This window comes from Thermodesulfovibrionales bacterium (assembly GCA_035622735.1).
Taxonomy (GTDB): domain Bacteria; phylum Nitrospirota; class Thermodesulfovibrionia; order Thermodesulfovibrionales; family UBA9159; genus DASPUT01.
In genome coordinates this window covers 1-11,637 of sequence record DASPUT010000136.1, presented here as the reverse complement: position 1 = coordinate 11,637, position 11,637 = coordinate 1, and the positions used below count along the sequence as shown (strand labels likewise).

Annotated in this window: 11 protein-coding genes; 9 read left to right on the top strand and 2 right to left on the bottom strand. The window is 51.6% G+C overall.

The window, feature by feature from the left end:
- The 7 genes from fdnG to VEI96_07370 form a co-directional block, all read left to right on the top strand.
- A partial coding sequence (gene fdnG, locus VEI96_07400; protein HXX57812.1) for a formate dehydrogenase-N subunit alpha occupies positions 1 to 2,891 on the top strand: 2,891 nt, incomplete at its 5' end.
- A gap of 11 nt (positions 2,892 to 2,902) precedes the next feature.
- Positions 2,903 to 3,670: a 4Fe-4S dicluster domain-containing protein gene (locus VEI96_07395; protein HXX57811.1), complete on the top strand. Its 768-nt coding sequence runs from the start codon at positions 2,903 to 2,905 to the stop codon at positions 3,668 to 3,670.
- Positions 3,663 to 4,280, top strand: a complete 618-nt coding sequence (locus VEI96_07390) for a formate dehydrogenase subunit gamma (GenBank protein HXX57810.1) — start codon at positions 3,663 to 3,665, stop codon at positions 4,278 to 4,280. The genes VEI96_07395 and VEI96_07390 overlap by 8 nt, the downstream gene beginning before the upstream one ends.
- A gap of 84 nt (positions 4,281 to 4,364) precedes the next feature.
- A complete protein-coding gene (locus tag VEI96_07385; GenBank protein HXX57809.1) occupies positions 4,365 to 4,517 on the top strand; it encodes a hypothetical protein in 153 nt (50 codons plus the stop codon).
- A 9-nt stretch (positions 4,518 to 4,526) separates the two neighbouring features.
- Positions 4,527 to 4,955: a thioredoxin domain-containing protein gene (locus tag VEI96_07380; GenBank protein ID HXX57808.1), complete on the top strand. Its 429-nt coding sequence runs from the start codon at positions 4,527 to 4,529 to the stop codon at positions 4,953 to 4,955.
- On the top strand, positions 4,942 to 6,009 hold the full coding sequence (locus VEI96_07375) for a cytochrome c peroxidase (GenBank protein HXX57807.1): 1,068 nt from the start codon (positions 4,942 to 4,944) through the stop codon (positions 6,007 to 6,009). The genes VEI96_07380 and VEI96_07375 overlap by 14 nt, the downstream gene beginning before the upstream one ends.
- A 5-nt stretch (positions 6,010 to 6,014) precedes the next feature.
- Positions 6,015 to 6,770: a formate dehydrogenase accessory protein FdhE gene (locus VEI96_07370; GenBank protein ID HXX57806.1), complete on the top strand. Its 756-nt coding sequence runs from the start codon at positions 6,015 to 6,017 to the stop codon at positions 6,768 to 6,770.
- Here VEI96_07370 and mtnP read toward each other — a convergent pair.
- Complete coding sequence (gene mtnP, locus VEI96_07365) at positions 6,767 to 7,597, bottom strand: S-methyl-5'-thioadenosine phosphorylase (GenBank protein ID HXX57805.1); 831 nt, start codon at positions 7,595 to 7,597, stop codon at positions 6,767 to 6,769. The two genes, VEI96_07370 and mtnP, sit on opposite strands and share 4 nt — an antisense overlap.
- Before the next feature lie 104 nt (positions 7,598 to 7,701).
- Here mtnP and VEI96_07360 point away from each other — a divergent pair, with 104 nt between their 5' ends.
- Both VEI96_07360 and lpxC read left to right on the top strand, forming a co-directional pair.
- Positions 7,702 to 9,090 (top strand): TldD/PmbA family protein, encoded by a 1,389-nt coding sequence (locus VEI96_07360; protein HXX57804.1) that lies wholly within the window; start codon positions 7,702 to 7,704, stop codon positions 9,088 to 9,090.
- A 229-nt stretch (positions 9,091 to 9,319) separates the two neighbouring features.
- On the top strand, positions 9,320 to 10,210 hold the full coding sequence (lpxC, locus tag VEI96_07355) for a UDP-3-O-acyl-N-acetylglucosamine deacetylase (GenBank protein ID HXX57803.1): 891 nt from the start codon (positions 9,320 to 9,322) through the stop codon (positions 10,208 to 10,210).
- A 245-nt stretch (positions 10,211 to 10,455) separates the two neighbouring features.
- On the opposite strand, the gene VEI96_07350 is transcribed toward lpxC, so the two are convergent.
- On the bottom strand, positions 10,456 to 11,001 hold the full coding sequence (locus VEI96_07350; protein ID HXX57802.1) for a winged helix-turn-helix domain-containing protein: 546 nt from the start codon (positions 10,999 to 11,001) through the stop codon (positions 10,456 to 10,458).
- Between the last annotated feature and the right edge of the window lie 636 nt (positions 11,002 to 11,637).

Sequence of the window (11,637 nt, the reverse complement as noted above, 5' to 3'; positions counted from 1 at the left end):
TGAGACTTACGAAGCCTCGGTATCGCGCCCCCGGAGCGTCGGAATGGAAAGAAGTCGAGTGGGACTGGGCTCTCGATCAGATAGCTCGGAAGGTCAAGGACACGAGAGACAGGACCTTCAAGGAGAAAGCGATATCGAAAGTAAAGGAGAAGAAGGGCCAGCTCGCCCTGGACACTGCGGGCTTACCGGTCGAGGTCGAGACTACCGTGGAAAAGGAATTTGTCGTTAACAGAACTGACGGCATCGCCCACGTCGGGAGTGCGGCACTGGACAACGAAGAGTGTTATCTTCTCCAGAAGATGCTCCGTTCCTGGGGCCTCGTTTACATAGAGCACCAGGCCCGAATATGACACTCGCCCACGGTAGCGGCTCTGGCAGAGTCGTTCGGTCGCGGCGCAATGACAAACCACTGGATCGATTTACGGAATGCCGATGTCATTCTCGTCATGGGAGGAAATCCTGCATCGAATCACCCCGTGTCCATGAAATGGATCATGAAGGCAAAGGAGAGAGGGGCCAAGCTTATCGTGGTCGATCCCCGCTTCACGCAGACAGCGGCGAAGGCCGATCTGTACGCTCCTATTCGTTCGGGGACGGACATCGCCTTCATCAACGGGATGATCAAATATATCATCGAGAACAACCTCTATTTCAAAGAGTATGTGGTCAATTACACGAACGCCTCCTTCCTCGTAAATCCGGACTTCAAGATGCCAGGAGAACTGGACGGCGTCTTCTCCGGATACGATAAAAAGACAGGAACATACGACAAGAAGACATGGTCTTTTCAGATGGATGAAAAAGGCCTGCCGAAGACAGACCCGACATTAAAGGACCCCCGTTGCGTCTTTCAGTTGCTCAAGAAACATGTCTCGCGGTACACCCCGGAGGCCGTCTCGAATATAACGGGAACACCGAAAGACAAACTGATCGAAGTCTACAAGCTCTTTGGGTCGACGGGAAAGCCGGACAGGGTCGGGACAGAATGCTACGCCATGGGGTGGACCCAACATACCGTCGGCGTCCAGAACATCAGAGACTTCACCATCGTCCAGCTCTTACTGGGGAACATGGGAATGGCCGGGGGAGGAATCAACGCGCTGAGGGGCGAGTCAAACGTTCAGGGGTCGACCGACCAGGGTCTCCTCTTCAATTCACTTCCGGGTTACAATCCTACACCGACTGCATCCCTTGTCGACCTCAAGGCCTATATCGAAAAGTACACTCCCAAGACTAAGGAACCGAAGAGTGTTAACTGGTGGTCCAACCGCAACAAGTACATAACGAGCTACCTCAAGGCGATTTATGGGGATAAGGCAAAAGCCGATAACGATTACGGATACGCATGGCTCCCGAAACTCGACGAGGGAATGAATGCGGCATGGCTCAGGCTCTTCTTCGACATGGGATTAGGAAAGTTTGAGGGGTTCTTCGCCTGGGGCCAGAATCCTGCCTGCTCGTCCGCCGCTGCGGCCAAGGTGAGACAGATTCTCGGGAAGCTGAAGTGGATGGTTAACGTAAACCTCTATGACAACGAGACCGCTTCTTTCTGGAAGGGTCCTGACATGAAACCTGAAAACGTCCAGACAGAAGTATTTCTCCTCCCCGCCTGTTCTTCCGTCGAGAAGGAGGGTTCCATCACCAATTCAGGCCGTCTCGCCCAATGGCGGTACAAGGCCGTTGAGCCTGTCGGGCAGTCCATGCCCGATTCCGAGATCATGAATGAGCTTTACTACAGGGTGAAGAAACTCTATCAGAAAGAAGGAGGAAAGTTCCCTGCTCCGATTCTGAACATCGCCTGGGACTACGGAGAGAAGAATAAGGACGGTAAGATAGAACATTTCGACATCCATCGGGTCGCTCAAGAGATCAACGGATACTATCTCGATGATGTTTACGACAAGAAGGTCGAACCGCCGAAACTCATCGGGAAGAAGGGCGAGCTCGCGAACAATTTCACGACTCTTCAGGCAGACGGGACTACCTCTTGCGGCAACTGGATATTCTCAGGCAGTTACACGCAGAAAGACGGGAAGGTCATCAACATGATGGCTCGCAGAGGCAAGGAAGATCCCACCGGCATGGGGCTTTACCCGAACTGGGCGTGGGCGTGGCCGGTCAACAGAAGGATCATCTATAACAGGGCATCGGTCGACCAAAACGGGAATCCCTGGGATCCGAAGCGTGCGGTCATCAAGTGGAATCCGACCAAGGAAAATCCCCAGACCGGAAAACCGGGAGTCTGGGAGGGCGATGTGCCAGACGGCCCTGCGCCTCCGTTGTCTGACGAAAAAGGCGGCAAGTTGCCCTTCATCATGAAGCCCGACGGCATGGCCTCTATCTTCGGGCCTGGTCTCTCTGACGGACCGTTCCCCGAACACTATGAGCCCCTGGAATGTCCAATTCAGGAAAATCCTATGTCCAAGCAGAGAATAAATCCTACGGTGCATCCCTTTTTTCAGGCTATCTCCCACTTCAGTTGTGATGTCCGCTATCCCTATGTCGCTACGACGTATAGGGTCACCGAGCACTGGCAGACCGGTGTCATGACGAGACACACGCCGTGGCTTCTCGAGATGCAGCCTCAGATGTTCGTCGAGATGAGCAAAGAGCTGGCTGCCGAAAAGGGAATCAAGAGTGGCGATAAGGTCAAGGTCTCTTCAGGACGCGGGAGCATATGGGCGATCGCTGTGGTGACGGAGCGGCTGAAGCCGTTCAAGGTCATGAACCAGACGATCCATCAAATCGGTATGCCATGGCATTTCGGATGGCAATTCCCCACTGACGGAAGCGGCGGAGACAGCGCGAATATCCTCACGCCGTTTATCGGAGATCCGAATACGAGCATACCTGAATCGAAGGCCTTTATGGCCAACGTCGAGAAGGCATAGGGGGTGACATCATGGCAAGAATGGCAATATTAGTTTCACCGGAACTCTGCATAGGATGCAGGGCGTGTCAGGTCGCGTGTAAGTCATGGAATCAACTTCCCGGGGACAAGACAACGAATCACGGAAGCTTTGAGAACCCCCTCGATCTCACCCCTCACCTCTACAATAAGATCCATTATCTCGAGGTGCCGGCAGAGAAAGACCCTGAGCGGTGGCTTTTCGTAAATCAGCGCTGCATGCACTGCGATGATGCAGGATGCATGAAGATCTGTCCTTCACCCGGCGCTCTCTTCCGGACAAAGGAGGGAGCGGTCGCGACAAATAAGGAAAAGTGCATCGGCTGCAAACTCTGTGTGGTGGGCTGCCCCTTCAATGTGCCGCGCTATGACGAGAAGGACAAGATTTCGAAATGCCACTTGTGCTACGACAGGATCGCGAACGGCCTTCAGCCGGCCTGCACAAAGACCTGTCCCACCGGAGCACTGAAATACGGCGACAGGGACGGGCTCATCACCTCTGCCCAGAAAATCGGGTACGAAAAACTCTACGGGCAGACAGACCTCGGAGGCCTCGGTGCCTTATACGCGTTCAAGGATTCTCCGACGCTCTATGGTTATAAGATGAAGCCCGGGATACCGGAAAGCGTCGTCTTCTGGCACAAGGTCTTGAAACCCCTCACCTACATCGGACTGGGAGGTGTTGTGGCCGCATCTGTCCTTCACTATGTCGCCTTCGGTCCGCATAAAGAGTCTGAAGAGGAGGAAAAGAAAAATGGATAGAATGATCAGAAAGTCCAATGCATTCGAGATCCTGAACCACTGGGTGCTGGCGATAAGCTGTATTGTCCTTGCGGTTCAGGGATACGGATTCCTCTTCCATATAGAAGGGATCGGATCATTTTTCGGCGGATTCAACTCCATGAGGGCATTGCACAATTATCTCGGCATCGTATTCTCCGTCTCCCTTTTCTTCACCCTCTTCTTTTACCTTAAGGAGTCGCTGACCTTCGATGCTGATGACATGAGATGGATAGCCGTGCTCGGCGGTTATCTCTCCCACAAGGTGAAGACGCCCCCGATGGGGAAGCTGAATACGGGCCAGAAGTTCTTCTATCTCGCTGTGCTCATCTTCGGAATCGGCATCGCCGCATCGGGGTTCGTTTTTTGGCTCATGCCCGGAGACAAGCAACTCGTGATGTACGCCCACGTGGTTCACAACGTCTGCTTTGTGGTTCTCATGATGGCGATACCCGCTCACATATACCTCGGATCGCTTGCGAATCCCGGGACCTTGAGAATCATGATCTATGGAACCGTGCCTTATACGTGGGCCAGAAAGCGACATCCTAAATGGATAGCAGAGGTGGAAGGCGAAGCACATAAAACCTGAGTTTGCATCGCAGCGATACGGAATCCCCATAGCACTCCTTCATCATGTGCTACGGGGGATTATCACATTGAACGAGGAAACGCGATGAATAAACTGCTGCTTGTTTTGACCCTATGCTTCATAGCATCCGTCGCCCTTGCGCAAGAAAAACGGTACACTGTCCCGATAGATGATTCTCCCTCCTACGGCCCGTCAAATGCCCCTGTCACGATAGTAGAATTTCTCGATTTCCAGTGACCGCACTGCGTGGCGGCCGGTCCGACCGTCAAGAAGCTCATGGAAGCTTATAAGGGCAAAATACGCCTCATCATAAAGAATTATCCCTATAAATACCGTGACTTCTCTCGTATGGCGGCGGAGGCCTCATTGGCCGCTTTGGACCAGGGGAAATACTGGGAGATGCATGATATGCTTCTCAAGAAATCTCCCCAGCTCGATAGGGACAGCCTCATTAAATACGCCCGGGAGCTCGGTTTGGATATGAAGGCGTTCACTGATTCCCTCGATAAAATGAAGCATGCAACCATGATAGAACGAGATACGAAGCTCGCCGTCGACCTCGATTTGTATAATACGCCGACCTACTTTATCAACGGCAGAAAGGTCATAGGCAACAGGCCATACGAGTATCTGAAAAAAATCGTAGAGGAGGAACTCAAGGGTGCAAGAAAATAGGTTCTTCTTGCTGACATCTCTTCTCTTGTATCTTCTTCTCCTGCCGGCGAGCGGTCTTGCGGGACACCTCGAACCTTTTCAGTCCGTGCCGATTCCGGAAAAGAATCGCCAAACTCCGGAGAAGATCGAATTGGGCAAGAAGCTCTTTTTCGACCGTAGGCTTTCCGGTGACGGCACCATGAGCTGCGCGACCTGTCATGACCCCGAACTGGCCTTCACCGACGGTCTCGACATCTCGCTCAGTTATCCCACGACAAAGAACTGGAGAAACTCTCCGACACTCATCAATGTGGCCTTCCAGAAATATCTGTTCCATGACGGGAGAGCGGAAACACTCGAGGACCAAGCCCTTTTCCCGATGATGTCGGCGTTCGAGATGAACAAAAACCTTGATTACCTCGAAGAGCAGATTCGGGTCGTTCCTGAATATGCAGAGGCCTTCAAAAGGGTCTTCGGAGGCGAGGTCACGAGGGAAAGGATTGCGATGGCTATTGCCGCCTTCGAGAGAACCCTTGTGTCTGTCAATTCACCCCTTGATAGGTCGCTGAGGGGTGATGAAAGGGCGCTATCCGATGCGGCTCGAAAGGGGCTGGAGATCTTCAGGGGTAAGGGCAAATGTGCGGAATGCCACTATGGGATCAATCTCTCTGATGATAGATTCTATGCTCTGAATGTTCCGGAGAATCCGGCGCTCGAGAACGACCCCAGGGTCACTGCTACGGTTCGATTTGTGGGTAAGGTGTACCACTATAAGGATTACAGGACCCTCAGGGAGGATCCGGGGAGATATCTCATTACAAAAAAGAGCAGCGATTGGAAGGCGTTCAGGACGCCCACGCTGAGAGAAATATCGAAGACCGCCCCCTACATGCATAATGGCGTCTTCAAAACACTCGATGAAGTGATAGAATTTTTTGATCAGGGGGGAGGTGCGGGGAACGAGGCGCTTCAACCTCTGGGACTCAGCGCCGAAGAAAAGAGTTCTCTGAAGGCGTTTCTCAGCGAAGCCCTCGTCGGTGAAGACATAGTGATAAAGTACCCAGAAATACCATGAGGTCGATGATGACTATCGAAGAGGTTATCGGCGAGAGGCCATATATGAAAGATACCCTCCGAGCCTATGAAAAAACCCTCAAGTTTAGAGAATGTGCGTCTGGCAAATGGAAATCGCCCATCGGCCTGCAAGCGGTGAACTATCCGCGAGAATCCGTTGACCAGATATTCGGATGTTTCTCATCTTTTTTTGATCTTCCGAACGATATCGTATCACCCTTACGAGAGGCGATGCAGTCCTGTCGAATCGAACTTACGAGACTTCCGTTGCATGAAACGCCTGTTATCTCGTGTCCCTACGACGAAGATGAGGTCGCCTCTATTCTCTTCCTTCTCAGCAAACCCTTCTTCCTCCGCCTACGAGAGGCTTATCCCATCGATGACAGATACTGGAAGGAAGGGAAATGTCCCATTTGCAATGCACGGCCCTCCCTTGCATCCGTCGAACTGAAGGCAGAGCGAAAATTATATTGTTCCTTCTGTGAAACGGCCGGTCCATTCAGGAGGTCAGGATGTCCACTCTGTCTCACGACTGACACGAAGAAGATCACCATTCTCACCGCAGAGGGAGAGGAAGGTTTCAGGATTGATACCTGTGACGGCTGCGGTTCTTATGTCAAAACTGTCGAGGCCGGGTTACTGGATGAGCTGTCTCCCGATCTCGCGGACATTGTGAGTATGCCTCTCGATATTGTCGCTCAAGAGAAAGGCTACCGGCGTCATTCGCCGAATCCGATCGGATTGACAAAAATGACGTATTAAGAGTCTTCCCCGTCAGAAAGAAGCGGATGACCGCGAACATCCTGCATCCTCGCATCATCAAGCGCTTTCGCGCATTCGCACGCTCGATTCTCAGGCATGATCTCGAGTGCGCCACGCACAAGCGCCCGTATGCGGCCCATAGCGACTTTCATCGTCTCGACGACCTCTCTTGTCGTGAGCCTCTTTTCAGAAATACCTGCGGCATAGTTTGTCACAACAGCTATACCGGCAAAACAGATTGCGAGCTCCCTCGCGAGGGAGGCCTCGGGCATGCCGGTCATGCCGACGACGTCTCCGCCCATGCCGGCAAATGCCCTTATCTCAGCCGCAGTTTCAAGTCTCGGGCCGTTGACACAGACGTACGTTCCCGATTCCCTGAGCTCTATTCCTCCTCTCCTCCCGGACGCAAAAAGAAGGGCTCGCAGGTCATCACAATAGGGAGTCGTGAAATCGATGTGAACAACGTCGCTCCCGCTGTAGAAGGTCGCCGCCCTGCTGTGAGTCAGATCTACGATCTGATCGGGAATCACGATGTCACCCGGCTTCATCCCTCTGTTCATCCCTCCGACAGCATGAATCCCGTATATCCTCTCGACCCCCATTTCCCGAAAGCCCGATATGTTTGCGCGGTAATTTATTTCATGAGGCGGTATCCGGTGCGGGCTGCCGTGTCGTGAAAGAAAAATGACCTCCGTCCCGGACAGTTCGTAGATTCTGTACCTGTCTGATGGGTCTCCGAAGGGAGAAGTCACCCTCTTCGAACCTTTTTCTCTGATCCCTTCCATCTCATAGAAACCGCTCCCGGCGATGACACCGACACGTCGCATGAACCCTCCGATAATCTTCGGTAATCAGCAGGATTCAGCCTGCATCGTTAATGCTATAATAGATTGCTTTCATAAGTCCAGAATTGAACCGGAAGATAGGCTCCATGTTAGATACAGATTTACTCGCTTCTCTCTTGAAAGAGGTTTTGGCACGCGGCGGGGACTATGCCGATGTCTTCGTCGAATCAAGAAAGGTCACATCGATCCAACTCGAAGACGGCAGGCTCGAAAAGATCATTTCGGGAATCGACAGCGGCGCAGGGATGAGACTCATCTCGGGGGGAAAGACCGCCTACGGCTTCAGTAATGATCTTTCCAGGGATTCGCTCATCCGCCTCGCGACGGACCTGAGCGGATCCTTCTCAAGGAAGACCGGCACATGCGTCCTCGACATGACAAAACGAAACCCTACCTTTGATTCCTCCATTACGATACGACCTGACCTTGTCCCGATGGAAAGAAAGATACGTCTCGTAAAATCTGCCAATACGGCGGCTCGTTCCCTTGACGATCACATCAGGCAAGTTACGGTCACCTATCGTGACTTTGCACAGAAGGTTCAGGTGGCGACTTCCGACGGTACCATCGCAGGGGATGAGCGCATCCAGACGGTGGCAGCGGTCCAGGTTGTCGCCGCTGAGACGGGCGAGATCCAGACAGGCTATGAAGCGGCAGGCGGGAATATTGGGTTCGAACTATTCGATAGCGTCTCCGTAGAGGATATGGCGCAAAAAGCCTCGAAGCGCGCAATCATGATGCTTAAAGCCGGAAAGGCACCCGGCGGCAGAATGCCGATTGTGATATCCTCGGAGGCGGGAGGGACCATGATTCACGAAGCCATAGGACACGGCCTCGAAGCGGACCTTGCCCAGCAGGGCTTATCCATCTATTCTCAGAAACTGGGCCAGGAGGTTGCATCACGTCTTGTAACGGTAATTGATGATTCGACCCTTCCGAATAAGCGGGGCTCTTTTCGCTTCGATGATGAGGGCATTCCTTCACAGAGAACTGTTCTCGTGGACAGGGGGATGCTTGTCGGTTATCTCTACGACAGGCTCGCCGCCATGCGCGACAGCGTCAAGCCCACAGGAAACGGCCGCAGGGAATCTTACCGGCATCGTCCAATTCCGAGGATGACGAATACATTCCTCGCCCCGGGAGACTCTTCTCCGGATGATATCCTGCGATCTACTCCGAAAGGTCTCTTCGTCAGGAAAATGGGTGGCGGCCAGGTCAATACCGTAACGGGGGATTTTGTCTTTGATGTCCAGGAGGGATATATGATCGAAAACGGGAAGATAGGAGAGGCGGTCAGGGGAGCGACACTCACGGGCAATGGTCAGGAAGTCCTCAGATCGATTGACATGGTGGCATCCGACCTCGGGTTCTCAATAGGCACGTGCGGAAAGGACGCTCAGGGGGTTCCTGTCTCGGATGCAATGCCGACGATCAGGGTGAAGGAGATGGTGGTTGGTGGCGGCGTTGCGATGTAGCAATACTGCAACACGTACATGAATTTCAACAACATCGTTGATGGCGCCACCCTCGTCTTTCCTTCTTTCGTCATCCGGTCTATTGACTCTTTTGAAGTGCAACATACGGTTATATAAAGATTTTATGCCATATCTCGCTCTGCCAATAGTTTCCCCTTCGGGACGAATTCCATGAGCTCTCTCTAAGATTTTTTCTGGCATTAACCTTGCTTATCCTGTTACACAGGTTATGCGCTTACAGAGAACATTAAAGCAGGAAGTTATGTTTCACGGCATCGGCCTCCACACCGGGAGATACGCTTCCGTAACTTTGAAACCGGCTCCCCGCGACACCGGTGTTATTTTTCACCGGACGGACAGGATGATGGTCGTTCGTGCCCATATTGGAGCGGTGACGGATACGGCTTTCGCGACAACGCTCGGTAACGAAACGATTAAAATCAAGACAGTGGAGCACATCATGGCCGTGCTTGCGGGATTGGGAATAGACAACGTCATTATAGAAGTGGATGGACCTGAAATTCCGATACTTGACGGGAGTTCCACTGAACTGGTGGGCATTATCCTCAAGGCCGGTATAGCAAAGCAGGGCAAGAAGAGGCCTTATCTGAGGATTACAAGGCCGATCAGTATGGAGGACGGGCATTCGGAGGTGGCCATCTATCCCTATGACGGGAGAAAAATAACATACAGGATATACTTCAGCCACCACCTGCTCGGTGAACAGAATCTTGATATCGAGTTGAACGAAGAAACGTTTATAAGAGAGATAGCACCCGCACGGACCTTCGGCTTCTTAAAAGATGTCGAATACATGATGGCCAAGGGTCTTGCAAAGGGCGGGTCTCTTAATAATGCCGTTATCCTCAGCGATACAGGCGTGATGAACTCATCGGGATTGAGATTTAAGGATGAGTTCGTCCGGCACAAGGTTCTGGACTTAATCGGCGATTTTTCTTTGATCGGGTTCCCTATATACGGCCATATCTTTGCGTCCAAATCCGGCCATTCAACGAACCTCAAATTTATGAAGAAACTGCTCTCCTGTCCTGAATGTTGGGAGATTGTGTCTGAATCAGAACAACCTCAAGCCCTTTCCTTGCCAGCAAGAACCTTTTAAATCAAAGGGTTACAGATTTCGCTTGAATTTTTTCTGAAAATCGAGTTTCATATCTGGGGAAGACCGCAAACAAAAAAAAGGCTGGAGATGGCGTTCTCCAGCCCAAAGTTACCCATGACTTTGCTTATTTTTTCTTTGCGGTCTTCTTCGCCGTTTTTTTCGCTGCGGGTTTCTTTGCTGCTGCCTTCTTAGTTGCCATTCATTTCACCCCCTTTCTTTCCCCGAGCTTCCGGGGAGATCTGCGCCTACGCCCTTCCTATCAGGGAGATTCTTTTCCCGGAGAGGAGTCGTTTTAAGCCGGCGTCTCTCTTTTTCCTCTTCGCTTTATATTCAGCCTCTTCTATCAAAGTGGAATTTATCTTGATGCCGAATTTCTTTTCTAAATCCTTCAGCCCCTTCAACACCGTGGGCGTGGCTCCGATGATGACGAGATCGACCGTATCCACATCTTCGCCTTCTGCATAGGGACCGTGGATAAAGGCGGCCTTCGTGCCGGCCGCTCTGAGAAGGGCTTTTATCGCACCCGGCAATCCGAGTGACTTTGCTATGAGGTTTTTTAGTTCCGAAAAGAGGGGTGATTCCTTATCGGCTTGAAAGTATTTCAGGTTGGCAACTTTTTCGCTGAACACAATCCCCATTTCTTCGAGGTTGTCGAGTTCCCGCTTGACTCCGGAAGGATTCTTCCTGAGAAGCTTCGCTATCTCGCGGACGTAGAACTTCTCATCCGGGCTATTGAGAAGGAGCGAGAGGACGTCCGCCCTGATGGATGATGAAAATAAACTCTTCAACATATTCTCTCCTTTGTATGTTATATACGAAAAAATTTCGTTTGTCAACAAAAAAATCACAATTGAGAACGAAGGATGCATTTTTGTAAACGATGCCTTCCAGAAAACAGAAGAATCGTTTTTGTAAACGATGTCTCATTAAGAACGATTGTTCTAAGAAATAGAACCATGAATTGCGGAATGATTTCACTCTATCGATCCCTTCTCCTCGTCTCCCCGGTAGGCATGGGTAGGTGGGGACAATCATCTTGAGTGTCCTAAATCTCTTCTGCGATTGCGAAGAAGACATCGCGGCAGGGAGATAGCCGCAAACCCGAAACCGCCGCTGCCGTGCATGCCTCCACGGATTCTGCGCTGTCGTAGGTTGGCATTTGGACAAATACATTCTTCATCCAAGATCGAACGATTTACAACGCTGCATGTTCACCGGGGATGAAATCCTTGCGGCACAAAATATCCCACCGGAAAAGTATCTGTCATGATCCGCTGGCAATCTCGTTACCCGATCGGTAAGGCTGTCAAGGCAAAATGAAAGTGTCAGATATACGCGAAATGATTATGTCACGTAGAGGGGCTGATGCTTTGACGGAACCTCTTGCCTTAGGAAGTCTTCAAGATTAAACTTCCCTGGGTTTTCTA

Bases quoted from the DNA above. Each gene is read 5' to 3' on its own strand.
- VEI96_07395 (HXX57811.1), top strand. From the start codon at position 2,903: ATGGCAAGAATGGCAATATTAGTTTCACCGGAACTCTGCATAGGATGC.
- VEI96_07390 (HXX57810.1), top strand. From the start codon at position 3,663: ATGGATAGAATGATCAGAAAGTCCAATGCATTCGAGATCCTGAACCAC.
- VEI96_07385 (HXX57809.1), top strand. From the start codon at position 4,365: ATGAATAAACTGCTGCTTGTTTTGACCCTATGCTTCATAGCATCCGTC.
- VEI96_07370 (HXX57806.1), top strand. From the start codon at position 6,015: ATGATGACTATCGAAGAGGTTATCGGCGAGAGGCCATATATGAAAGAT.
- mtnP (HXX57805.1), bottom strand. From the start codon at position 7,597: ATGCGACGTGTCGGTGTCATCGCCGGGAGCGGTTTCTATGAGATGGAA.
- VEI96_07360 (HXX57804.1), top strand. From the start codon at position 7,702: ATGTTAGATACAGATTTACTCGCTTCTCTCTTGAAAGAGGTTTTGGCA.
- lpxC (HXX57803.1), top strand. From the start codon at position 9,320: ATGCGCTTACAGAGAACATTAAAGCAGGAAGTTATGTTTCACGGCATC.
- VEI96_07350 (HXX57802.1), bottom strand. From the start codon at position 11,001: ATGTTGAAGAGTTTATTTTCATCATCCATCAGGGCGGACGTCCTCTCG.